This is a genomic window from Pyrococcus sp., assembly GCF_030153625.1.
In the GTDB taxonomy this organism is placed as follows: Archaea; Methanobacteriota_B; Thermococci; order Thermococcales; family Thermococcaceae; genus Pyrococcus; species Pyrococcus furiosus.
Genome location: NZ_JASKLM010000028.1, coordinates 1 through 23,764, shown reverse-complemented (window position 1 = coordinate 23,764; position 23,764 = coordinate 1). Strand labels below are relative to the sequence as shown.

Annotated in this window: 20 protein-coding genes and 1 pseudogene; 16 read left to right on the top strand and 5 right to left on the bottom strand. The window is 40.1% G+C overall.

All coding sequences use genetic code 11. The features are described from left to right. Positions 1-154: 154 nt before the first annotated feature. Positions 155-1,129: a bifunctional N(6)-L-threonylcarbamoyladenine synthase/serine/threonine protein kinase gene (locus tag PWP39_RS06050; RefSeq protein ID WP_288073165.1), complete on the bottom strand. Its 975-nt coding sequence runs from the start codon at positions 1,127-1,129 to the stop codon at positions 155-157. A gap of 93 nt (positions 1,130-1,222) precedes the next feature. Between PWP39_RS06050 and PWP39_RS06045 the strand changes: the two genes are divergently transcribed. The 13 genes from PWP39_RS06045 (at position 1,223) to PWP39_RS05985 (ending at position 15,582) form a co-directional block, all read left to right on the top strand. Continuing rightward, positions 1,223-2,113 carry a protein translocase subunit SecF gene (locus PWP39_RS06045; RefSeq protein ID WP_288073163.1) on the top strand — a complete coding sequence of 297 codons (891 nt, stop codon included), beginning with the start codon at positions 1,223-1,225 and terminating at the stop codon, positions 2,111-2,113. After that, positions 2,110-3,627 carry a preprotein translocase subunit SecD gene (locus PWP39_RS06040; RefSeq protein ID WP_288073162.1) on the top strand — a complete coding sequence of 506 codons (1,518 nt, stop codon included), beginning with the start codon at positions 2,110-2,112 and terminating at the stop codon, positions 3,625-3,627. The genes PWP39_RS06045 and PWP39_RS06040 overlap by 4 nt, the downstream gene beginning before the upstream one ends. Positions 3,628-3,632: 5 nt before the next feature. Next, positions 3,633-4,325, top strand: a complete 693-nt coding sequence (locus tag PWP39_RS06035; RefSeq protein WP_011011288.1) for a potassium channel family protein — start codon at positions 3,633-3,635, stop codon at positions 4,323-4,325. A gap of 73 nt (positions 4,326-4,398) precedes the next feature. Next, a complete protein-coding gene (locus PWP39_RS06030; protein WP_014835454.1) occupies positions 4,399-4,710 on the top strand; it encodes a V-type ATP synthase subunit H in 312 nt (103 codons plus the stop codon). A gap of 1 nt (position 4,711) precedes the next feature. Beyond that, positions 4,712-6,703 (top strand): V-type ATP synthase subunit I, encoded by a 1,992-nt coding sequence (locus PWP39_RS06025; protein WP_288073160.1) that lies wholly within the window; start codon positions 4,712-4,714, stop codon positions 6,701-6,703. Between the two features lies 1 nt (position 6,704). Beyond that, positions 6,705-7,184 carry an ATP synthase subunit C-like protein gene (locus PWP39_RS06020; protein ID WP_288073158.1) on the top strand — a complete coding sequence of 160 codons (480 nt, stop codon included), beginning with the start codon at positions 6,705-6,707 and terminating at the stop codon, positions 7,182-7,184. A 33-nt stretch (positions 7,185-7,217) separates the two neighbouring features. Beyond that, positions 7,218-7,814: a V-type ATP synthase subunit E gene (locus PWP39_RS06015; RefSeq protein ID WP_288073157.1), complete on the top strand. Its 597-nt coding sequence runs from the start codon at positions 7,218-7,220 to the stop codon at positions 7,812-7,814. Positions 7,815-7,820: 6 nt separating this feature from the next. Beyond that, positions 7,821-8,933, top strand: coding sequence for a V-type ATP synthase subunit C (locus PWP39_RS06010; protein WP_288073156.1), 1,113 nt, complete (start codon positions 7,821-7,823; stop codon positions 8,931-8,933). Further along, the gene (locus PWP39_RS06005) at positions 8,930-9,241 is read left to right on the top strand and encodes a V-type ATP synthase subunit F (protein WP_288073154.1); all 312 of its coding nucleotides are present in this window, start codon (positions 8,930-8,932) and stop codon (positions 9,239-9,241) included. Before PWP39_RS06010 ends, PWP39_RS06005 begins: the two co-directional genes overlap by 4 nt. Positions 9,242-9,247: 6 nt before the next feature. Next, the gene (locus PWP39_RS06000; RefSeq protein WP_288073152.1) at positions 9,248-12,265 is read left to right on the top strand and encodes a V-type ATP synthase subunit A; all 3,018 of its coding nucleotides are present in this window, start codon (positions 9,248-9,250) and stop codon (positions 12,263-12,265) included. Between the two features lie 5 nt (positions 12,266-12,270). Continuing rightward, a complete protein-coding gene (locus PWP39_RS05995) occupies positions 12,271-13,659 on the top strand; it encodes an ATP synthase subunit B (RefSeq protein ID WP_288073167.1) in 1,389 nt (462 codons plus the stop codon). A gap of 31 nt (positions 13,660-13,690) precedes the next feature. Then, entirely contained in the window at positions 13,691-14,335 is a 645-nt protein-coding gene (locus tag PWP39_RS05990; protein WP_288073150.1) for a V-type ATP synthase subunit D, read from the top strand. Between the two features lie 32 nt (positions 14,336-14,367). Then, positions 14,368-15,582 (top strand): alanyl-tRNA editing protein, encoded by a 1,215-nt coding sequence (locus tag PWP39_RS05985; RefSeq protein WP_011011298.1) that lies wholly within the window; start codon positions 14,368-14,370, stop codon positions 15,580-15,582. Here the strand turns inward: PWP39_RS05985 and PWP39_RS05980 are convergent. From PWP39_RS05980 to PWP39_RS05965, 4 genes are all read right to left on the bottom strand, one after another. Next, a complete protein-coding gene (locus PWP39_RS05980; protein ID WP_011011299.1) occupies positions 15,557-16,384 on the bottom strand; it encodes a Dph6-related ATP pyrophosphatase in 828 nt (275 codons plus the stop codon). The genes PWP39_RS05985 and PWP39_RS05980 overlap by 26 nt on opposite strands. Positions 16,385-16,449: 65 nt before the next feature. Beyond that, positions 16,450-17,358 carry a radical SAM protein gene (locus tag PWP39_RS05975; RefSeq protein WP_288073148.1) on the bottom strand — a complete coding sequence of 303 codons (909 nt, stop codon included), beginning with the start codon at positions 17,356-17,358 and terminating at the stop codon, positions 16,450-16,452. Between the two features lie 10 nt (positions 17,359-17,368). After that, the gene (locus PWP39_RS05970) at positions 17,369-18,112 is read right to left on the bottom strand and encodes a dihydroorotate dehydrogenase electron transfer subunit (protein WP_288073146.1); all 744 of its coding nucleotides are present in this window, start codon (positions 18,110-18,112) and stop codon (positions 17,369-17,371) included. Continuing rightward, positions 18,060-19,304, bottom strand: coding sequence for a dihydroorotase (locus PWP39_RS05965; RefSeq protein ID WP_014835451.1), 1,245 nt, complete (start codon positions 19,302-19,304; stop codon positions 18,060-18,062). The genes PWP39_RS05970 and PWP39_RS05965 overlap by 53 nt, the downstream gene beginning before the upstream one ends. A gap of 312 nt (positions 19,305-19,616) precedes the next feature. Here PWP39_RS05965 and PWP39_RS05960 point away from each other — a divergent pair, with 312 nt between their 5' ends. The 3 genes and pseudogenes from PWP39_RS05960 to PWP39_RS05950 form a co-directional block, all read left to right on the top strand. Further along, positions 19,617-22,106, top strand: coding sequence for an ABC transporter substrate-binding protein (locus tag PWP39_RS05960; protein ID WP_288073144.1), 2,490 nt, complete (start codon positions 19,617-19,619; stop codon positions 22,104-22,106). Positions 22,107-22,293: 187 nt separating this feature from the next. Beyond that, positions 22,294-23,343, top strand: coding sequence for an ABC transporter permease (locus tag PWP39_RS05955; RefSeq protein WP_011011304.1), 1,050 nt, complete (start codon positions 22,294-22,296; stop codon positions 23,341-23,343). Between the two features lie 10 nt (positions 23,344-23,353). After that, positions 23,354-23,764: pseudogene (locus tag PWP39_RS05950) on the top strand (ABC transporter permease); the annotation flags it as partial.

Here is a 23,764-nt window from a genome sequence, read left to right as displayed (position 1 = left end):
GTAAATAATGGTTTCAGACTTCATGTTCCCCCTTCTTTTTCTAAAGTACTGCCAGTAACTTAAACCTGACACCCCACAGCTTATCCTAACAGTATCGAAGTCAGAGCAACAAAGAACAAAAATATAACTACCCTATATGCAAGGCTAATAATGTCTACCATATTATCTCAACCTCATCAGTTCTAAACTTCTGCTTAACTATAGTCTCCTCCAACTTAAATTTAATCCCCGCCTTGTACATCTCAAGTCCTGTATATGCTATCATTGCTCCGTTATCTCTGCAGAGATCATAAGGGGGAACGAAGAACTTGACACCCCTGTCCTCTGCCATAATTTTCAACATTTCTCTTAACCTATTGTTTGCTGCAACTCCCCCCACCAATACGACCTCTTCTTTCTCTGTGTGTGCCAATGCTCTTTCTGTAACTTCAACCAAAGCTGCGAATGCTGTTTCTTGGAAAGAGTATGCTAAATCTTCCACTCTATACTTTCCGCTTTTATACTTCCTGATAGCTTCAGTCAAAAGACCAGAAAAGCTTAAGTCCATTCCCTTAACGGCGTAGGGGAGCTCTATATACTTCTCTCCTTTAAGAGCGAGTTTTTCTATCTTCGGTCCCCCTGGGAATCCTAATCCCAGCTCTCTGGCAAATACGTCAAGTGCATTTCCTATTCCTATATCAAGTGTTTCGCCAAAAACCCTGTATCTCTTCCCTTCTAATGCTAAAACTTGAGTGTTTCCACCGCTAACATATAATCCTACTGGGTCTTTGATTCCAAACATTTTGGTTATTTCGACATGTGCAATACAGTGGTTAACCCCTACTATTGGTTTGTTGTATTTTATTGCCAATGCCCTTGCAGCCGTTGCGACAACCCTTAATGCAGGTCCTAATCCTGGCCCCTGAGAAAACGCTATGACATCTATGTCTTCCATACTAACCCCTGCTTCTTCTAATGCTTTTCTCAGTAGGGGTTTAAGTAACTTGGCATGGTGTTCAGTAGCTTCTTTTGGATGTATTCCGCCTTTTTCTGTTTTTAGAGTGTCAAATACATTTGCGAGTACTTTATTTTCCGTAACTATCCCTATTCCAAGTGTGTGAGCTGTCCCTTCAATCCCTAGGGCTATCATTTTCTCGTAGATTTGTGAAGTCTATATAGTATTTAAATCCTTTTGTTAATGATAATTGACCAAAATACATTTAATGGAAAATGTAAAATGTGAGTGCCAGAGGTGAGCAATGTGATAAAAGAGAAGTTAAAGGTTCTTGTGGAAATGGATCCAAAGAGAATGGTAATCTTTCCACTGGTTGTTTTTGGAATCGCCGTAATCATTATCATTGCAAACTATGTAATGACAGGTAGTTTTGTCAAAGAAGGAATAGAGCTAAGGGGAGGGTCGGTAATAACCCTCCAAGGAGTAAACGTTAATCCAGAAGAAATAGCGAAGAATATTAAGGAAAAAACGGGGATTGGGGTTACGGTAGAAAAATTTAGTGGTGTTGGTGGGAGCGGAGTTAGGATTTATGTATCTGCAGAAGATGATGTCAATTTAGTCAGAGAAGCTTTGAAAGAAATGTTCCCTGATGTGGAACCTCAGACTGTAGTTATTGGGCCTACTTTTGGAGAAATGGTGAGGGAGCAGGGAATAAAGGCTGTAGTTTATGCTTTCATAGGGATGGCTTTTGTTGTTTTCCTGTTCTTTAGAATTCCCATTCCCTCTATGACTGTTGTATTCTCTGCGTTCTCTGATATGATTATAGCCATAGCGTTAATGAACATTTTTGGAATAGAACTTAGTCAAGCTACTATAGCTGCTTTATTGATGTTAATTGGTTATTCAGTTGATAGTAATATATTGCTAACGACAAGGCTACTCAAGAGGAAGGAGTTTACAGTAGAGGAAGCTTATTACTCCTCACTAAAAACAGGCTTTACGATGAGCACTACCACTTTGGGAGCTTTGGTATCACTCTGGATATTTTCAACAGCCCAGGTGATTGATGATATAGCTTCAGTTCTCATATTTGGATTGCTTGCTGACTTTATGAACACTTGGATTTTAAATGCGGGAGTTTTGCGTTTATACATAGCTAAGAAGGAGGGTAAGGAATGAAGTGGAGGAGAATTTTACTCAATTTTAGGGTCATTGTTCTCATATTCTTCCTCTTGATCTCAATAACAGCCTTAGCTACAAGAGGTTTAACATTTGGTTTAGACATTAGTGGAGGAATATCCATAACCGTAAAGCTTGAAAAACCTGTAGATCCTCAAACCATGGAGCAGGTCAAGATTGCATTAGAGCAGAGGCTAAACACGCTTGGTGTTAAGAATATAGTTGTTGAGCCTTGGGGAGACCAGTTTGTAATTGTTAAGGTAGCTAATGTAACGGAAGAAGAAGCTGATCAACTAATAAAGACTATTGAAAGGCAGGGAGTTTTCTATGCAGAATTTCAGGGTGTTATTTTTGCAACTGGAAAAGATATTTTGAATGTTGGAAGTGTTAGCTATGATCCTCAGCACAGTGCTTGGGTGGTTCCATTTAGACTCTCAAAGGAAGCTGCAGAAAAGTTTGCTCAACTTGCCTTAGGAAAAGCTGGATATCCAGTAGATATGTTCCTAGATCCTCCCGTGAACTCAACTTTAGTTGTTTCTAATAGAGTGTACGAAGCAATGCTCTCCAAAACGTTCATGTTTGAAGGAAATATGACACTTGTCGAAAGAATAGAGAAAGCTTTTGGCATTAGGGTTGTGCCCTATGCTAATATTACCCCAGAGGAGATTGCCAAGATTGCTAGGGGGAGTGAGAGAATAATATTGCTCGATGTAGATGGAAACCTCTTAACAACTCTTAAAGAGATGGGCTTTGAAGTTGAAACAAGAAGTATGAGAAGTGATGAAGACGTTTATGATTTCATTAAAAGATCTCTTGGCTTATATGGACCTTACAGAGTTTCAGAGGGATTAGCTACTGGGAATCCAAGTACTGAAGTCATGATATCAATCACAGCACCTAAAACTGACATTCAAGCTAGACAAGATGCTCAAGTAGTTTCTGTAGTTTTGAGGAGCGGATCACTTCCTGTAAAGCTCTCAATAGAGAGAATTGACTACATCTCTCCAAAATTGGGAGAGAATTTCAAGAGGCAAGTTCTAGTTGCGGGAATTGCAGCGTTGCTTGTTGTTGGGTTAATAGTCTTCTTACATTACAGAAAAATTAAGATAGCCATCCCCGTAATGTTCACGAGCTTTAGTGAAGTGTTGATTATCTTGGGTATTGCAGCACTCATTCGTTGGAACTTGGATTTGCCAAGCATTGCGGGAATTATTGCGGCAATAGGAACTGGAGTTGATCAGCAAATTGTCATAACGGATGAACTTTTAGGAGAGGAAGAAAGCAGAAGAAGAGTAAAGAGGAGTGGAGTGTTGAGAAGGATGGGTAGAGCGTTCTTCATAATCCTAGCTTCAGCTACAACAACTATAGTTGCCATGAGTTTTCTCTTTAAGTTCTTCGTTGGTGGACTTAGAGGATTTGCCTTTACAACAATTCTTGGTGTTTTAGTTGGAATATTCATTACGAGGCCTGCTTATGGAGAGATTGCAAAAGTCTTAATTGGAGAAAGGAGGTGAAATAAATGTATGTAATAATCATGGGGGCAGGTAGAATTGGAACTCTGGTTGCTAAAATGCTAGAAAACTCTGGTCATGACGTTGCTATAATAGAAATGAACAAAGATAGGGCTCGAGCAGTTTCTGACATTGTTTCGGGGCTTGTAATTGAGGGCGATGCAACCGATCAAAACATCTTGGAGTCAGCAAACGTTAGAAATGCAGATGCCTTTGTAGCTTTAACGGGAAAAGATGATGCAAATATTTTGGCTTGTATCTTGGCAAAACATCTGAATCCAAGAATAATGACGATACTCAGGATAACTGATCCCAGGAAGAAGAAGATATTTGAGGAAGTTAAAGACCTCAAAAAATACTTTGATGTAGTTGTATCTCCCGAGGATATTGCTGCAAATTACATCTTTAGAGTAGTTATAACCCCAGGATTTGATAGGGTTCTATTGCCAAGAGAAGGTGCAGAAATAATTCAATTCCACATAGATGAAAACAGCAAGGTGGCAGGAAAGGCAGTAAAGGATCTCAACCTTCCACGGGATTCCCTTATCATAGCAATTTACGATGAGAAAGGAAACTTAATAATTCCTTCAGGAGAAACAATCCTACCAAAGAGAGGGACTGTTGTCGTTTTTGCAAAGGATTCTGCCTTAAAAGAGATTAAAAAGATAATGGAAGAAAAGGTTGAAGAGTCTGAAGAGTGAACTTTTATTCAAATTTTTATCCTCAATGTTTATAAATCGTATTCAGCAACATCATAAAATGGGGATGATGATCATGGAGGAAATACTTAGGGAGATCGTTAAGGCAGAAAGACTCGCTGAAGAGAGAATTGAAGCAGCAAAAGTTGAGGCTAAAAAAATTATCCAAAATGCTAGGGAAGAAGCAAAAAAGCTTGAGGAAGAAATTCTGAAAAAAGCTGAAGAAGAGGGAAAGAGGATAATTGAATCAAAAAAGGCTGAAGGAGAACAAGAAGCTAAGAAAATCAGAGAGGAAGGAGAAAAAGAAATTGAAGAATTAAAGGTAAAAGCTGAGGAAAAGTTTGAAACGGCTGTTTCTGAATGTTTGAGAATAATAAGAGGGGTGTAGTATGTTCAAACCAGAAGAGATGGTTAAGATTGAGCTAATTTCTTTAGCGAGATATAGAGATATTATAATGACTTATCTCCATGAAAGGGGAGTCGTTCAGCTTGAAGAAGTTCCAATAGAGGATATCCAACACGATGCTCCAAACGAGTATTATAGGAAGGCCACATCTTACAGCATTACAATGGGAAGGTTAGTAGATACCCTGAAAGGATTTCTTCCTCCCAGAAAAACCAGTATTAAGGAGTTTATTTTTCCAAAAGAGAGAGAAAAGAGAGTGTATACCTATAGAGGGATAGAAGATCTAGTAAAGGATGTGGAGAAATTTCTTAGTGAAGTTGAGCCTAAAATTAGAGAAGTTGAAACTCAGCTAACAGCGATTAATAATAGAATTGCCAATATTAGGGAAATTATTAACACCCTTGAGTTACTCTCTTCATTGAACATCGAGATTGAATATCTAATTCCTGGAAGTTTCTTGGCTATTGAAGTTGGTAAAATTGAGAGGGAGAGAGTTGAAAAGCTTATTGGCGAGTTAAAAAATGAGCTTGGTGACAAAGTTTTTATCCTGAGAAGAGATCTTGGGACAATTTCTCTATTGGTTGTTGTTACCCTGAAAGAGTTCCAGGGTAAGCTTACTTCAATTTTAGCCAAATATGGGTTTGAAAAGGTTGAAATTCCCAGGGAGAGAGGGCATCCTAGAGAGTTAATTCCAAAATATAATGAGCTTCTTAAGGAAGAAATGAAAAAATTGGAAGAGATAAGGAAAAAGGGAAGAGAGTTTGCAGAAAAATACTACGAAGACTTAGTCTTCTACAAGGAACTTATGGATAATGAGAGGGATAAGGCCAACTATTTGAGTTATCTAGCAAGAACTGAACTTACAGTCGCCTTAGTAGGATGGCTCCCAAAGAAGAATGTTGAAGAGGTTGTTGAAGGAATAAAGAATCTAACGGGGGGAAAAGTCTACATTAACATTAGAGAACCCGAGCCTAATGAGATAGAGGAAGTTCCTGTCAAGCTAAAGAATCCCGAATTCATAAGCCAGTTTGAAATGTTAACCGAGATGTATGGTGTTCCTAAATATAACGAACTTGATCCTACCCCAATATTGGCATTTACGTACTCGTTTTTCTTTGGGTTCATGCTCACTGACTTTATGTATGGTTTGCTCCTGGGAATAGTTTCGGCATTGTTAGTAAAGGGACATTCAAAAATGAAGGATGGAACTTGGAAGTTTGCTAAGATAATGTTGTGGTCTTCGGTCTTCACAATGCTCTTAGGTGCCCTTTTTGGAAGCTACTTTGGCAATGCTCTTGATATGGCGGGATTCAAAGTTCCCAGGATAATGGATGCTATGGAGGAGGCATTGACAGTCCTAATCATAGCTTTGGCAATAGGACTTGGGCATTTATTCACAGGTTATGTCCTTGGATTTATCGTGAAGTGGAAAAATGGAGACAAAGTTGGCGCAATCCTTGACCAGTTATCTTGGATACTAATAATCCTCGGCGTTACTCTGTTCGCCATATCTTCGAGAATTGATTTACCAAAATTAGCATGGATGTCAGTCTTTGGTGCGGGAGCAGTACTATTCATAATAGGCGAATTCAAAAACAACGGACTTATGGCCTTACTTTTAGTGATTTCAGATTTCTTCGGATTTGTGGGGAATTGGCTGAGCTACGCAAGATTAATGGCCCTGGCATTAGCAACTGCTGGAATAGCTCTTGTGATAAACATAATGGTTCAAATGATATGGGGATTTAAGATAGGTCCTATTCCCCTAGGAATTATTGTTGGAGCAATAGTCTTTATTGGAGGGCATATCTTCTCTACTGCGATAAACGCTCTTGGAGCATTTGTTCATGCTCTTCGTTTGCACTATGTTGAGTTTTTTGGAACATTTTACTCAGGTGAAGGCCGTAGGTTTGAACCCTTTGCTGCTAGAAGAGAAATTTCTGAGTTGAAGATAGAAAAGCCTGGAGGTGAATGAAATGGATCCTATAGTTTATGTTGCTTTAGGAATGGCACTTGGAGCAGGAATTGCAGGAGCTGCCTCTTCATTTGGAGTTGGAATTGCAGGAGCAGCTGCAGCAGGAGCAGTGGCTGAAGATGAAAGGAACTTCAGAAACGCCCTAATCCTAGAAGGTCTGCCAATGACTCAGAGTATATATGGATTGATAACATTGTTCCTAATTGGAATGACTGCAGGGGTTATAGGAGGAGGGGGCTTTAAGTTTGCAGAACCGACAACTGAAAATCTGATAAAGAGTGCTATCCTCTTTGGTGCTGGATTGTTAGTTGGACTAACAGGACTGTCTGCAATACCTCAGGGAGTTATAGCCAGTTCTGGGATTGGAGCGGTAAGCAAGAACCCAAAGACGTTCACTCAGAACTTGATATTTGCTGCAATGGCAGAGACAATGGCTATCTTTGGTCTTGTAGGGGCAATACTCCTAATAATGAGTCTCTGATCTCTCTATTTATTTAACCTTGGAGGGGAAAAAATGAACGAAGCACAGATCATAACTCAAGAAATAAACAGGGAAGCTGAACAGAAGATAAAATATATTCTCGAAGAAGCGAGAAAAGAAGCAGAAAAAATTAAAGAAGAGGCTAGAAAAAGAGGAGAAAGTAGGGCTGAGTGGATATTGAGAAAAGCTAAAACTCAGGCTGAACTTGAAAAACAAAGAATCATAGCTACAGCAAGATTAGAAGTGAGAAGAAAAAAACTCTCAGTACAGGAGGAGTACATCTCGAGAGTTCTTAAAGAAGTAACCTCAAAACTCTCAAATCTAAGCGAAGAGGAATATCTAGAGACAGTTTTAGCACTCCTCAAAGAAGCAATAAAAGAACTTGAGGTCAAGGAAATTCGCGTGTATTCAAATGAAAAAACTCTAGCATTGATATCATCAAGGATAGAGGAGATAAGAAGAGAACTCGGAGATGTAAGCATTGAAATCGGAAGCCCAATTCAAACAATAGGAGGGGTTGTTGTAGAGACAAAAGACGGAAATATGAGAGTCGATAACACATTTGAAGCAAGAATGGCTAGATTTGAAAGTGAATTGAGGTCTAAAATTGCTGAGATACTATTTGGGTGATCCAGAATGGAGGTTTCAACAATAACAATGATTCTAGACACAACATTGGTTGTTGTATTTACATGGGTAGCTTACAAAACAGGAAGCTATATATGGAAGTATACTCCATACTCTTACCCAAATGCAAGAATTAGGGCCATGGAAGCGAGATTACTCTCAGACCAAAGACTTCTTGAGTTGGCCGAAAGTAAAAATTTAGAAAATTTTGTTGTCAATCTCGAGGACTCAGATTATGGAAAAAGATTTAGTGAGTTAAAAGCATACTCCGTTGAAGAGATTGAAAAAGCCCTCGATTTAAGCTTTGTAGATACTATTCTTCTGTTTCAAAAAATAATGCCAAAGAGAGTTAGGGGATTCTTTGAAGTCATGCTCGAGGAATGGGATGTTAGGAATATTGTAAATGTAGTTAAAGCTAAAATAACTGGTCTACCAGCTCAAGATTTTGTTATTCCCGTTGGAAAAATTCTGAATAAAGTAAAGGCAATGGCAGAAGCAAAGACCATGGAGGAGATTTTGGTTATCCTAGAGGGTACAGAGTATGAAGAGCCTATAAGAAAGCTTGTTTTAAAGGAAATTAACCTGCCCGAGTTTGAGCATCTAATGTATTCATTATATTATCAAAAGCTTCTAAATTATGCCAACTCAAGAAAAGGAGAGGAAAAAGCAATACTTTCTGAGTTTGTCTCTTCTTTAATAGACTCAAAGAATATCTCCCTAATATTAAGAGCAAAGGCTTCAGGAATAAACGCCGAAAAGTTGAAGACCATGTTAATTCCGGGAGGGTCAATTAGTAGAAATATACTAGAGGGAATGATAAGTGCTGAAGATCCTCTAATGGCTCTAACGGAATTAGAAAAGACAAAGTATGCGGAGGTCGTTAAGAACTCTAGAGAGGTTGTTGAAAAGGGAGATATAAGTATCGTTGAAAAGCAACTTAGGAGATACATCCAACAAAGAATGAAGGAATTGTCACAGTTTTATCCACTAAGTGTTGCCGTAGCATTGTCATACATGCTTCAAAAGGAATATGAAATTAGAAAGCTGAAAGCAATAGCTAGATTAATTGCAGATGGGATTAGGCCAGAAAGAATTAAGGAAATAGTGGGGGAAGTGGCATGAAAATAGTTGTGATGGGAGATACTGACACTGTAGTTGGATTTAGGCTGGCAGGGGTTCATGAGGCCTATGAATATGATGAATCTATAGAATCTGTTGAGAGGGCTAAGAATAAACTTAGAGAGCTTTTGGAAAGAGACGACGTCGGGATTATTCTAATCACAGAAAGACTAGCTCAAAGAATTGGCCCCCTTCCTGAAGTTAAATTTCCTATTATCCTTCAAATTCCAGATAAGTTTGGCTCACTCTATGGAGAGGATATTTTGAGAGATATCGTAAGAAAGGCAATTGGAGTAGAATTAAAGAGGTGAATAAAAATGACTGCAAAAGGAAGAATAATTAGAGTTACAGGGCCATTGGTTATAGCAGATGGTATGAAAGGAGCTAAGATGTATGAGGTAGTTAGGGTTGGAGAGTTGGGGCTTATAGGGGAAATCATCAGACTTGAAGGGGACAAAGCAGTAATTCAAGTTTATGAGGAGACTGCAGGATTAAAGCCCGGTGAACCAGTAGAGGGTACGGGATCCTCACTTAGCGTTGAGCTAGGTCCTGGGTTATTAACGTCAATTTACGATGGAATTCAAAGACCATTGGAAGTGTTGAGAGAAAAAAGTGGCCACTTCATAGCTAGAGGTATTAGTGCTCCAGCCCTTCCAAGGGACAAAAAGTGGCACTTTACCCCCAAAGTTAAAGTAGGAGACAAAGTTGTGGGAGGAGATATAATAGGAGAAGTCCCTGAAACTAGCATAATTGTTCACAAGATAATGGTTCCCCCAGGAATTGAGGGAGAAATCGTAGAGATCGCAGATGAGGGTGAGTACACAGTAGAAGAAGTAATTGCAAAGGTTAAGACTCCTAGTGGGGAAATAAAGGAACTCAAGATGTATCAGAGATGGCCTGTTAGAATTAAGAGGCCTTACAAAGAAAAGCTTCCTCCTGAAGTTCCTCTCGTCACAGGACAGAGAGTTATCGACACCTTTTTCCCACAGGCCAAAGGTGGAACTGCGGCAATTCCAGGGCCTTTTGGAAGTGGTAAATGTGTTGATGGGAATACTCTAGTTCTCACAAAGGAGTTTGGCTTAATCAAAATTAGAGACCTATATGAAAAGCTTGATGGAAAGGGAAGAAAAACCGTTGAAGGAAATGAAGAATGGACTGAACTAGAGGAGCCAATAACTGTCTATGGCTATAAAAACGGTAAGATAGTAGAGATAAAAGCCACCCATGTTTACAAAGGAACTTCTTCTGGAATGGTTGAGATTAAAACAAGAACTGGGAGAAGGATAAAAGTAACTCCAATTCACAAGCTATTTACAGGGAAGGTAACGAAGGATGGCCTTATCCTTGAGGAAGTAATGGCCATGCATATAAAGCCAGGAGATAGGATAGCCGTTGTAAAGAAGATAGATGGGGGCGAATACGTTAAATTAGATATATCAAGTGTAACCAAAATAAAAGTCCCAGAGATTCTTAATGAGGAACTTGCGGAATTCCTGGGATATGTAATAGGAAATGGCGAATTAAAGTCAGGTACTATCGCAATATACAACAATGATGAATCCCTACTTAAAAGAGCAAACACTCTGTCCATGAAACTCTTTGGAGTTAGTGGAAAGATAGTGCAGGAGGGGACTGTTAAGGCACTACATATTCACAGCAAGTATTTAGTTGACTTCCTTAAGAAGTTGGGAATCCCAGAAAACAAGAGGACTGGAACTTGGAGCGTTCCTAAGGAATTGCTACTTTCACCTCCAAGTGTAGTTAAGGCTTTCATAAACGCATACATTGCCTGCGATGGTTACTATAACAGGGAAAAGGGAGAAATTGAGATAGTGACAACATCTGAAGAAGAAGCTTATGGGTTCACATATCTACTTGCAAAGCTTGGAATATATGCAACAATTGGGAAGAAAAGTACACAGGGCGAGGAATACTATAGAGTTGTCATAGGCGGAAAGACTAACTTTGAAAAGTTAGGAGTTAAGGTGGAAACAAGAGAGTATGCAGATATTGATGTGGTTCCAGTTGACGTTGAGAGTATATATGAAGCATTGGAAAGGTCTTCCAGTAAATACAACTACCTGAGCGGAGAGCACATATCATATGAAACCTTTAGGGAGTTTGCTAAGTTGACAGGTCTCGAAGAGGTAGCAGAGAATCATCTCCAGCACATTCTCTTTGATGAAGTCGTTGAAGTTAACTACATTTCTGAGCCTCAAGAAGTGTATGATATAACAACTGAAACCCACAACTTTGTTGGAGGGAACATGCCAACACTCCTTCACAACACAGTGACCCAACACCAATTGGCAAAATGGAGTGATGCCCAAGTTGTGGTTTACATTGGATGTGGAGAGAGAGGTAATGAGATGACTGATGTTCTGGAAGAATTTCCAAAGCTCAAAGATCCAAACACAGGGAAGCCACTTATGGAGAGAACCGTTCTTATTGCAAACACATCCAATATGCCTGTGGCTGCTAGGGAAGCTTCAATTTACACAGGAATAACAATAGCAGAGTACTTTAGAGATATGGGGTATGACGTTGCGTTGATGGCAGATTCAACCTCAAGATGGGCTGAGGCATTGAGAGAGATTTCTGGAAGACTTGAAGAGATGCCTGGTGAAGAGGGGTATCCAGCTTACCTTGCCTCGAGACTAGCAGAATTCTATGAGAGGGCTGGGAGAGTGGTTACTCTGGGAAGTGACTATAGAGTGGGAAGTGTTAGTGTTATAGGTGCAGTTTCTCCTCCAGGTGGAGATTTCTCAGAGCCAGTAGTTCAGAATACTTTGAGAGTTGTGAAGGTGTTCTGGGCCTTGGATGCAGATTTGGCTAGAAGAAGACACTTCCCTGCAATTAACTGGCTAACAAGTTACTCACTTTACGTTGACGCTATCCAAGATTGGTGGCACAGGAATGTTGATCCTGAGTGGAGAAAGATGAGAGACAAGGCTATGGAAATACTACAGAAGGAGGCAGAGTTGCAGGAAATAGTTAGAATAGTTGGTCCCGATGCACTCCCAGAGAGGGAGAGGGCTATTCTATTAGTTGCAAGAATGTTAAGAGAAGACTACCTCCAGCAAGATGCTTTCGATGAAGTAGACACTTACTGTCCACCACAAAAGCAGATAACAATGATGAAAGTACTGATGACATTCTATGAGAGGACAATGGACGCTATCTCTAGAGGAGTGCCTTTAGAGGAGATTGCAAAGCTTCCAGTGAGAGAAGAAATTGGAAGAATGAAGTTTGAGCCAGATGTTGAAAAGATAAAGGTTCTCATCGATAAGACCAATGAGCAATTTGATGAGCTTCTGAAGAAGTACGGAGCGTGATGGAAATGGCTAGGGAGTATTCAACAATTAGCAGGATTTATGGTCCTCTAATGATTGTAGAAGGAGTTAAGGGAGTAGCTTACGGTGAAGTGGTGGAGATAGAGACTGAGTGGGGAGAAAAGAGAAAGGGACAGGTGTTAGATGCTAGAGAGAACTTGGCAATAGTTCAGGTCTTTGAGGGAACGAGAGATCTTGACATAAAAACTACACGCGTTCGCTTTACTGGAGAAACTCTCAAAGTCCCTGTTAGCATGGATATGCTCGGAAGAATATTCAATGGTATAGGAAAACCAATTGATGGAGGTCCAGAAATAATTCCTGAGGATAGAAGAGATGTTCACGGTGCACCTCTTAACCCAGTTGCTAGGGCTTATCCGAGAGATTTCATCCAGACAGGTATCTCTGCAATAGATGGCATGAACACTCTTGTTAGAGGACAGAAGCTTCCAATATTTAGTGGTTCAGGTTTACCCCACAACAAGTTGGCTGCTCAAATTGCTAGACAGGCAAAAGTTCTTGGTGAAGAGGAGAGCTTTGCAGTAGTGTTTGCCGCAATGGGTATAACTTATGAGGAAGCTAACTTCTTTAAGAAAAGCTTTGAAGAAACCGGAGCAATTGAGAGAGCTGTGCTCTTCCTCAACTTAGCTGATGATCCTGCAATAGAAAGAATAATCACTCCTAGAATGGCTCTGACAGTTGCTGAGTATCTGGCCTTTGAATATGACATGCACGTGCTAGTAATTCTAACTGACATGACCAACTACTGTGAGGCTTTGAGAGAAATTTCAGCTGCTAGAGAAGAAGTCCCAGGAAGAAGAGGATACCCAGGTTACATGTATACCGACCTAGCAACAATTTACGAGAGAGCTGGTAGGGTAAAAGGAAAGAAGGGAAGCATAACCCAGATGCCAATCCTGACTATGCCTGATGATGATATAACCCATCCAATTCCGGATTTGACTGGTTATATTACCGAGGGGCAGATAGTTCTCAGCAGGGATCTCCACAGAAGAGGTATATACCCACCAATTGACGTTTTACCATCCCTCTCAAGATTAATGAAGGATGGTATTGGAAAGGGAAGAACAAGAGAGGATCACCCACAACTAGCCCAGCAACTTTACGCTGCATATGCTGAGGGAAGGAGCCTCAGAGATTTGGTAGCTGTCGTTGGTGAAGAGGCCCTTAGCGAAACCGATAAGAAGTATCTTGAATTTGCGGATCGCTTTGAAAGGGAATTCGTAGCCCAGGGATACGATGAAGATAGAAGTATAGAAGAAACTCTTGACCTGGGATGGGAACTCCTAGCAATACTACCAGAGAGTGAACTCAAGAGGGTAAAGAGGGAAATGATCATGAAGTATCATCCAAAGTATAGGACTCGCTCTTCCTAATTTTACAATTTTTAACGAAGGGTGATCTAGAATGCCAGAGATACTAAAAGTTAAGCCAACAAGAATGGAGCTACTTAAGCTCAAAAGAAGAGTTAAGTTAGCTGAGAGAGGTCATAAGCTTCTAAAAGAAAAGCAAGATGCCTTGATAATGGAATTCTTCACCATTTACGATGAGGCCCTAACCATGAGAAGGGAGCTAATAAAGAAAATTGGGGAGGCTTTTGAGGCTTTAAGATTAGCTCAAGTAGAAGTGGGGAGCGTGAGACTTAAGGAAATTGCCATTGGAGTCAACCCGAACAAGGAGATAGAAGTTAGAAGTAGAAATATCATGGGAGTTAGAGTTCCACTGATCGAAGTTCCTGAATTAAAGAGAAAGCCAAGCGAGAGAGGATATGCCTTCATATCAACGTCTTCTGCAGTGGATGTTGCAGCTGAAAAATTTGAAGAGGTTTTAGAGTTGGCAATAAGACTTGCTGAAGTTGAAGAATCTTTGAAAAGATTAGGTAAAGAAATTGAGAAAACCAAGAGAAGAGTCAATGCTTTAGAGTACATAATAATTCCCAGGATGAAAAATACAATAAAGTTCATTGAGCAGCATTTGGATGAAATGGAGAGAGAAAACTTCTTCAGGCTCAAGAGAATTAAGGCATTGCTTGAGGCTAGAGAATCAATGTAATTTTTTTTTATTTCGGGTTTGGGTGAAGTCTTATGGAGAGGTTATACTATATTGATCCCTATCTAAAGAAGGCAACCGCTAAAATAGTTGATTTAAAATTTGAGGGAGATAACGTTAAAGTCGAGTTGGACAGGACTATATTTTATCCAGAAGGGGGCGGACAACCTGGGGATAAAGGAGTTATCAAAGGCGAGGGTTTTGAAATAATAGTAGAAAATACTATCGAAAAAGAGGGAAGAATATTTCACATTGGAAAGCTAATTGGAAAAACTCCTAATAAAGGGGATAGTGTTGAGCTTGAGCTGGATTGGGACTGGAGATATGGAAATATGCAAATTCATACAGGCCAGCACATTCTTTCTGCTGTTTTGAAGAAAATGTATAATTTAGATACAACTGGTTTTACAATCTTCGGTGAATATGCTAAAATTGAAGTAAATGGGGAGATTACTTGGGACATAATTGAAAGAGCCGAGTTAGAGGCAAATAAGATTATCATTAGTGATTTGCCAGTAATAATTGAGGAATATCACGAACTTCCTGAGGAATTGGCTTCAGAGCTTAGAAAAAGTGTGGCTAAGGTAAAAGGAAAAATTAGGATTGTTAAGATTGGTGATGTTGACATAACACCATGTGGAGGAACTCACGTTAGATCAACTAAGGAAGTTGGTATAATAAAAGTTCTCAGGTTCTACAAGAAATCGAGAGATCTTTGGAGGATAGAGTTCACATGTGGATTTAGGGCTATAAGGGAGATTAATATAATTCTGCAAGATTACTTGAATTCTTTGGAGCTAATGTCAAATAAAAATCCTCCCCTGGTTAAGCGGGTTAAGGAATTATTGGACACAACTAACTCCCTTGAAGAAAAGATAGAAGAGTTAAGAAGAGAGATTTGGGAATGGAAAGGCAAAGCGCTCATAGAAAAGGCTACTAAAATTGGGGATTATCTTGTAGTTACTTATGTTGAATCTTGGGACATGAAAGATGCCCAAGCATTTGCGGTGGATTTTGTGAAGAGAAATCCGAAAACGATACTACTGTTAGCAAGCGAAAAATATGTGGTCTTTGCTAGGAATGAAAATGTTCCAGTCTCAATGAGGGAATTGTTCAGAAAAGTTGCAAGTGAACTTGGAGGAAAAGGAGGGGGAACCGATAATTTGGCTAGGGGTAAAGTAGATGCTAAACCTGAGACTATTTTGAGTGTTGCCTTAGAAAAGGTTAAAGAGACCTTACAATTAGATTAAGCTTTTTCTCAACTAATTCCCATTGCCACTCTGGAACCTTTGGTTTTTCTACTTTTTTCAGAGCTTTTTCTCTGTCCAATAGTCCGTAACGCACTAGAGCCGCTATTCTTCTATGCTCAAATGAGTATCCATGCTTTTCCCAGTATCTTTCAAGAGCAGGGCCTAGAATAAGGCAGTTACTTGTGTATCCTGGGAGTTCTGGTAGCTTAAAGGGCAGCTTCTTGAGGATTTCCATTCTCTCTTTTTCACTCATTAGCGATAGAAGTCTTATCTGAATTATTCCTCCACTCATTAGTCTATAGGGGTGATGACCAAAGGGCAACTCATGTCCACTTATAATGTATTTGTACCCTTTCTCTAGAGCATACTTTCTTAAGGCCTCCATAGTTCTTCTGGAACACTTCCGGCAGGGGGATTTGGCCTTTAACAGAGCATCCTTAAAAATTTCTGAATAATCCTCTCTTATTATAGTTAAGGGCACATTAAGGTATTCAGAAACTTTCTTTGCGTTTTCAATGGCCTGAGGAGCCATAAAACCATGATCTACCATTACAGCCTCAACATCTATGTCATATTCTTCTTTTGCTAAATATAGGGCTACTGTGCTGTCTTTACCCCCAGAATAAGCTACTATTGCCTTATCAACCTGGGATAATAGCTCTTCCAGCTCTTTTCTTATTTTTATTTTATCTGGAGGGTGCTCTAGAAATGCCTTGCACTCTTTACATATTGGCCTTCCGTTCACTGTTAGAATTTTCGTTATTCTCTCGTCATTTATACAGAGTGAGCACTTCAATACCATGGTGGTTGGCTTTTTACAAGTTTTCTTTTAATACTTTTAGGTGCTGGGTAATGATCCACCGAAATTTAAATATCCAGCTTACTTCTCTTTACCAGAGGTGCAACTTCTCTGGCTACCCTCCTAACGCTGTAGAGAGTTATTGGATCCATTTGCTTAAGCTGAACTAATATACATCCACTTATCCTTACATCTATGTATTTCTTTGCTTCCATCGCAGCTTTTAACAGTTCTCTTATGCTTTCAGCTCTTTCAAAATCTAATCCTGCCTTCTTCAGTCTTTCCACGTTTAGTTCGTGAATTGTCAAGGGTTGAAGATGCATTTCATCTATCCCCAGGGAGGCAGCAAGCTCTGCTATTTTTGGAATATCTTCATCGTTAATTCCTGGCATAAATATTGGTCTGACAACTGAACGAACACTATCATCTTCTCCAACTATTTTTAGAGCATTTACAACTTGTTCAAATGTGTCTGCGTTTGCTATTCTTTTGTGCTTCTCCTTATCTGCTGCATTTAGGCTTATCATTACCAAATCAAAATCGAGCTTTTCCCAAAGTTCTCTCGTTAGTAACGAGCCGTTTGTTTGAAGGTCAAGTCTGGCTTCTGGAAATCTTTCTCTAAGAATCCTGTTGACCTCGATTATTCTGGGACTTAGCAAGGGTTCTCCATACTGGGAAACTGTTATAGCCTTTGGATTCTCCCAACCATAATACCCAGGGGAGGGGGCTCTTCCAAGCTTTACAGCCACATTAGAGTAGCAGAATATGCAGTCGTGATTACATGCTGGTGTCAGCTCGTAGCTTGGATGGTGAACTGGATTTGGATTACTTAAGTCTAATCCTTCACAGTAGTTGCAGTGAGTAGGCCAGGTTATCTCTTCCACGAACTTTTTTAAGACTCTTGCCTCTTTATTTTCAAGCTTTTGGGGTTCAATTCCCATTAACTTTGCGAACTCTTCCCAGGTATATTTTTTCATTTTTCATCCCTCACAACGGCTTAATTCTTCCATCTGGTGTCCTTGAGTACTTCCCAAATTCCGTATTAATCAACTGCTTTCCACTAAATACGGGGCCATCTCTACACACTAAGTATGGTCCTAAAGCACAACTACCGCAAACCCCAACTCCACATTTCATGAACCTCTCAGCAGAAACTTCTACATTCTCAAATTCCATAATCTCCAATATCTTTGCAAGCATAATTTCTGGTCCGCATGCATAAACGTAATCGAACTCTGATCGCCTTTCCATTAACACATCAGTTGGAAATCCCTTAATCCCGTAACTTCCATCATCAGTTGTTATAATTACCTCATCTACGTAACTTTCTATGTCTTTTGGCAGAGCTATTTCTTCCTTTGTCCTTGCTCCATAAATAAGGATACTCCTTTTAAAATTGCCATATTTTGCCAAAGCATAGATGGGAGGTATTCCAATTCCCCCTGCAATTAGTGCTACACTCTTTCCTTTCCCACTAAATCCATGCCCATAAGGCCCTCTAATCCACACATAATCTCCCTCTTTTAGTTTGAAAAGCTCATTTGTAAATCTACCTACCTTCTTCACCATAATTAAGTTTTTATCAGCTAAACTAAAGGGTTTTTCTTCAACTCCTGGGAGCCAGAGCATGATGAACTGCCCTGGAGTGAATTCAAGTTTTTCACTTAATCTAAATGCTTTAATGTTCTTCGCTACTTCCCAAGTTTCTTCTATGCTTACCCTTCTTAACAATTCTCTCCCCCCTGGGCTTTCCTATTATCTCATCTTCTTCCATTACTACTTCTCCCCTAATTATTGTCATTATAACTTTTCCCTTAACCCTCCATCCTTCGTATGGGGTCCATCCAGCTTTAGTGTAGAGGTTATCTGCCCTTATGGTCCACTCCCTTTTCATGTCAACAATTGTAAAATCAGCATCTTTTCCTTTTTCAAATCCCTTGTTTTCTATTCCAAATATCTTTATAGGGTTAATGTGCATTTTTTCTACTATATCCTGTAAGGTTATCAACCCCTTGTTTACAGCATCTAGAAGAAGTGGAACTTCTGTTTCCAAACCTGGCAATCCAGCTGCTCCCGCCTCTTTATCTTCCAATGTGTGTGGAGCGTGGTCACTAGCTATTACTGGAACTTTGTCTATGTTTTTCCATAATGCTATCCTATCTTCCTCGCTTCTTAAGGGAGGATAAACCTTTAGGAGAGGATTTTTATCGTAGTCAGATCTAGTTAAGAACAAGTGATGAGGAGTCACCTCGAAGCTCAGCATTTCAAGTCTGGAGTCAAGAAGCAGCTTAAGTCCTTTGGCCGTGGAAATGTGGCAGATATGAGCTGGTTTTTTATGTGTTTTTACAGCTTCAATAACTCTTTCTATAGCTCTTATCTCTGCTATTGGGGGTCTTTCAGGATATTTTTGGATTATTTCATAGTCTTCTGCATGGATTGAAACTATGTCGAGAGCTCTTATATAATCTTCTTCAAAGTTCTTTGAATAAATTCCCCCCGTTGAGGCACCCATAAATATCTTATAGAAATCGGCCTCTACAGGTTTGTTTCCAGCAAGTAAGAAGCCGAGGGCATAGTCTGCGTAGCTTTTTCTTTTAAATAAATGCTCCCTAAGTTTGAGAGTCTTTTCATCCATTATAGGGGGCTTTGTGTTGGGCATGTCAAATACTACCGTAATCCCTCCATGAACTGCTGCTTTTGTTCCACTTTCTATGCTTTCTTTATAACTTTCCTCAAAATCTCTCAAATGAACATGAACATCTATAAGTCCAGGGAGTATTACCTTCCCCTTATCAACCTTTATCTTGTGGTCTCCTTTTATTTCCCTCAACGAAATTTTTGATATTTTTCCATCTTCAATCCCAATATACCCCTCAATTGTTCTTTTATCCAGAAGAAATTTACCTTCTAAGACAACTTCCATGCTAATCACCAAGATTTGGTTTGATAGATCTTGGTTCTTAAACTTTTTTTGAATTTCTAATGTTCTATAAAATCCTTTGTAAGTCTTTTGTGACCTTTTATCCATTACTAACTTGCTTACACGGAGAAACTTCGTTTCTTCTAGTGTAGTCCCTCAGATATTACCAATTTTTTCTTTTCTAGAAATATTTTTGCGTTTTTTGTTTCAGGATAGTAATCCTTAAATATTGATTCTGATGTATAGAATTATGCCTTGAACCCTATATTTAAACTGAGGCGACATACGTTTGAGATACCTGGCAGGTGATATGCAATGAGGAAAAAACTTGTTGGAATATTGACAATATTGGTTGCTTTGGGCATGTTAGTAAGCCCACTTCTAAAGCCAGTAGCAGCAGAGGATCAGAAGGTTCTTAAGATAGCAATGTACTCAGCAACTGGTTCTCTATTTATGGGTGCATGGAACCCAAGTTCAGCAGGTTTCAGAGATGTGTATTCAACTAGAGCTGCAGGGTTGGCCCAGGATGAGGGAGCATCCGTTTGGGGTATTGAGGGTGACTACCACCCATACAGATGTACCTTAGTTGAAGGTAAGGAAAATGTAAAGGTACCAGAAACTGCTTTAGTCTTCAATACAACCACCAAGAAGTGGCAACCTGATCATGCTGGAGAAGTTGCTCCAACCGCGGCTACCTTCAAGTGCCAAAAGATCTACTTCCACGATGGCCACAAGCTCACAGTTGCTGATGTAATGTACGGCTACTACTGGTCATGGGAGTGGTCAAGCCAAGATGGAGACCAAGATCCATACTTCGATGCAAACGAGGCTGACTGGAGCGCAGAAGCAATGCAAAAGCTCCTCGGTATTGAGGTTAAGGAAGAAGACGATAATTACTTTGTAGTAACCATCTACTACACCTACACATTCCCACCCTACAAGAAGTATCAATACTGGTACTTCACGCCCTACGCAAGCTATCCATGGCAACTCATTTATGCCATGAGCGAACTTGTTGCCGAGAGCAACAGGGCTAGGTTTGCCAACCAGACTGAAGGTGTAGAATTGTTCTCATTCAGTGAATCTACTGAAGACATTCAACAGATTGATATGCTAACACCTTCTCACGCTAAGAAGGTTGCTGAAATGCTTGAGAAGTTGAAGAATGAGAAGCCAATACCTGACGTTATTAAGGACTTCATCTATGACGAGCAGGACGAGATTAAGGAATATGACTCCATTATCAACTTTATAAACACTCACAACCACATGTTCATTTCAACTGGGCCATATCTAATTGATGTCTACAAGCCTGAGAACCTCTATCTAAGGTATGTCAAGTTTGACAAGTGGGTTAAGCCAGCGTTTGCAGAGGACATGTACAACTTCGAGCCATACTTCGATGTTGTAGAGCTTTATGGTATCCAGAACGAGAACACAATAATCCTTGGTGTAGCAAGTGGAGAGTACGATGTTTCATGGTACTCATTCCCATCATTCACGTTCTCTGGACTTAGTGATGAGCAGAAGAGCAACATTGACATGTACATTAACATTGGTGGATTCTGGGACATGGTCTGGAACCCAGTGCACGACAAGGATAATCCATATGTGATTACAGTTGGTGACAAGAAGTACTTCAACCCATTCGCAATTAGGGAGATTAGATTTGCAATGGAGTACCTCATCAACAGAAACTATATCGTCCAGAACATCCTCCAGGGTTCAGGTGGACCAATGTACACACCATGGACAAGCGGTGATACGGTTGCAATCGAGAAGCTACAGCCAGTTGTCGATGCCTTTGGTATCGATGCACAGGGTGACGAAGAGTATGCTCTACAGCTAATTGAGCAGGCGATGGAGAAAGCAGCTCAAGAGTTGGCTAGCATGGGATATGAGCTCAAGAAGGTTAACGGTAAGTGGTACTTCAATGGAGAGCCAGTTAAGATCGTTGGAATTGGAAGACAGGAAGATGAGAGAAAGGATGAAGCTTATTACATTGCAGAAATCCTTGAGAAGGCAGGATTTGAGGTTGAAGTTAAGATAGTCGACAGAAGAACTGCCAACCAGATAGTATATCTCTCAGACCCAGCAAACTATGAATGGGGTTACTACACTGAGGGATGGGTAGCAAGTGGAAGTGTTCTCTTCTCAATAAGCAGAATCCTACAGTACTACACCACTGCATGGTTCGGTCCAGGATTTGTAGGTTGGAAGTTCACCCCAGAGAACACATACAGAGCAACAGTAGAAGAAGTCCTCAAGTACCTTGGAAATGGTGACATTCAGGCAGCTATTGACGTGCTTGAGCTAGAGTACTACACCACACCAGACAAGCTTGAACCAATACTTAACTGGACTGCAGATGACATTGGATGGCTTATTTACACAAGTAACTACAACAACCAAACCTTAGACTCTGAGGCTAAGTACTGGGATCTAACTAAGCTTGGTGCAGCTCTCGGTATCTACGAGAGCTTTAGAGTCTTCACAGTAGAAACTTGGGAGTTCTTCCCAGTCAACAAGAGAATCAAGTTCAGAGTTATGGATCCAGCAGTTGGTCTAGGAAACAGCATTGTCATGAAGAGCGCTTACCTTGCTGAGGCTCCAGAGACACCAACCCAGACTGAGACTACTACCACCCAGACCACTACAACTCAAACAACCACCACAACCCCATCACCAACCCAGACTCAACCGACTACTACACAATCTCCAACTGAGACTGGAGGAATCTGTGGACCAGCGATACTTGTTGGTCTCGCAGTAGTTCCACTCCTCCTGAGAAGGTTTAAGAAGTAGTTTTTTCTCTCCCTTTTTCTCTTAAAATTTTTGCATGTTCTTTTTGATTTATAACATGCTGCCACTTATTTTTCTTGCCGTTCAAATGTTTATCGAAATAAAATATTTAAAGTAGTTTTACAAGTTTGAAAAAGATGATGATCAAAAATGTTCGTTAGAAAACTGGAGTGAGCAGGGGGATGGAAAAATGGGGTTAGGTAAATATCTGCTCATAAGAGCTATAAACGCATTAATTGTGCTCTCTATAGTCGTTCTAGTAGTCTCAGCACTTTTCGTTAAAGTTGCAGAAAAAGAGCTGGAGAGTAGAATTCAGGAAATAGTGAATGCGGAATATCAATCTCTCGTGCAACAAAATAGAGCTCCTTCAGATCCGGAAGCTTGGAAAATGGAAAGAATAAAGTATTACAGACACCTATATAAGTTAGACCAGCCCTATCATATAAGAGTCTTGTACTATGCTAAAAGAACGATAACTCTCGACTTTGGTAACACTAGAATTCCAATCTTTGGAACCGAGAGAAATGTGAAGGCAATAATTTCTTTAGCACTCCCAAGAACGATACTGCTGTTTACAACGGCCCAGATTATAGTTATAATCTTGGGACTATTGCTTGGTGTCAAAGCTGCTCAAAAAGTCGGAAGTCTGTTTGACAGGGCACTTTCAGTTCTTGCCCTAGTGACTACGAGTATTCCAATGTGGTGGTTTGGAATGATAATGCTTCTAATCTTTGCATTTAAGCTTGGATGGTTCCCATCTAATTCAATGCCAAACCCCAATTTAACAGGATTAGACCATGTTCTGGACGTTGCTCGTAGGTTGGTTCTTCCAATAACCACAATAGTATTCGTGCTCTTTGGAGGCTGGGCTTGGGTTACTAGAAATATTATGATAAGTACTCTTCAAGAGGACTTCATCATGGTGGCCAGAGCAAAAGGTGTTCCAGAAAGGAAGGTGATCTATGGACATGGTTTGAGAGCCGCGGCACCTCCAATAGTTACAATGACAATATTCTCGCTCTTAGGTTCCCTGGGTGGTGCCATAATTACGGAGAGTGTATTTAACTGGCCTGGAATGGGAAGAGTTTATTGGATTGCTATCGAAACTCAGGAGATAAATCTAGTAATGGGACTAACCTTCATCAGCGTGGTATTGTACCTTGCTGGAGTAATAATAGCTGACATCTCATATGGATTCCTAGATCCAAGAGTAAGAGTAGGTGCTTCAGCAAAGATGTGAGGTGGTTGCAATGAGATGGGTAGACCTCAAAGAATCCCTCTCAGACTTTTGGTTTGAATTCAGAAGAGAGAAAACTGGAATTGCTGGACTAGCTCTACTTATCTTTTGGATAGTGGTTGCTGTCTCTGCTCCATACGTCACGGAACCTAACATACCAGATAAGTGGAAGACCATATGGATCGAAAATCCCAAAGTTGTACCACCTACTTGGTCTTCAATATTTAGTGGTGTTAGTGAAGCCCCTCACGAAGTAATTTATCCTGAAGAACTTCAGAAATACGTGCAATCTACGACTAGAGGGCTAATTATTGATATACCATACAACATGAAGTATGATGTGCCACCCCAGGATATAGTGCTAATGAATATTTCGGGAAAGGCCGATGGAAGATTGAGACCTTCCTTAACATTAAAAATAGTT

Bases quoted from the DNA above. Each gene is read 5' to 3' on its own strand.
- PWP39_RS05975 (WP_288073148.1), bottom strand. From the start codon at position 17,358: ATGAAAAAATATACCTGGGAAGAGTTCGCAAAGTTAATGGGAATTGAA.
- PWP39_RS06040 (WP_288073162.1), top strand. From the start codon at position 2,110: ATGAAGTGGAGGAGAATTTTACTCAATTTTAGGGTCATTGTTCTCATA.
- PWP39_RS05995 (WP_288073167.1), top strand. From the start codon at position 12,271: ATGGCTAGGGAGTATTCAACAATTAGCAGGATTTATGGTCCTCTAATG.
- PWP39_RS06035 (WP_011011288.1), top strand. From the start codon at position 3,633: ATGTATGTAATAATCATGGGGGCAGGTAGAATTGGAACTCTGGTTGCT.
- PWP39_RS05955 (WP_011011304.1), top strand. From the start codon at position 22,294: ATGGGGTTAGGTAAATATCTGCTCATAAGAGCTATAAACGCATTAATT.
- PWP39_RS06025 (WP_288073160.1), top strand. From the start codon at position 4,712: ATGTTCAAACCAGAAGAGATGGTTAAGATTGAGCTAATTTCTTTAGCG.
- PWP39_RS06050 (WP_288073165.1), bottom strand. From the start codon at position 1,129: ATGATAGCCCTAGGGATTGAAGGGACAGCTCACACACTTGGAATAGGG.
- PWP39_RS05985 (WP_011011298.1), top strand. From the start codon at position 14,368: ATGGAGAGGTTATACTATATTGATCCCTATCTAAAGAAGGCAACCGCT.
- PWP39_RS05990 (WP_288073150.1), top strand. From the start codon at position 13,691: ATGCCAGAGATACTAAAAGTTAAGCCAACAAGAATGGAGCTACTTAAG.
- PWP39_RS06020 (WP_288073158.1), top strand. From the start codon at position 6,705: ATGGATCCTATAGTTTATGTTGCTTTAGGAATGGCACTTGGAGCAGGA.
- PWP39_RS06005 (WP_288073154.1), top strand. From the start codon at position 8,930: ATGAAAATAGTTGTGATGGGAGATACTGACACTGTAGTTGGATTTAGG.
- PWP39_RS06010 (WP_288073156.1), top strand. From the start codon at position 7,821: ATGGAGGTTTCAACAATAACAATGATTCTAGACACAACATTGGTTGTT.
- PWP39_RS06015 (WP_288073157.1), top strand. From the start codon at position 7,218: ATGAACGAAGCACAGATCATAACTCAAGAAATAAACAGGGAAGCTGAA.
- PWP39_RS06030 (WP_014835454.1), top strand. From the start codon at position 4,399: ATGGAGGAAATACTTAGGGAGATCGTTAAGGCAGAAAGACTCGCTGAA.
- PWP39_RS05980 (WP_011011299.1), bottom strand. From the start codon at position 16,384: ATGGTATTGAAGTGCTCACTCTGTATAAATGACGAGAGAATAACGAAA.
- PWP39_RS06000 (WP_288073152.1), top strand. From the start codon at position 9,248: ATGACTGCAAAAGGAAGAATAATTAGAGTTACAGGGCCATTGGTTATA.
- PWP39_RS05960 (WP_288073144.1), top strand. From the start codon at position 19,617: ATGAGGAAAAAACTTGTTGGAATATTGACAATATTGGTTGCTTTGGGC.
- PWP39_RS05965 (WP_014835451.1), bottom strand. From the start codon at position 19,304: ATGGAAGTTGTCTTAGAAGGTAAATTTCTTCTGGATAAAAGAACAATT.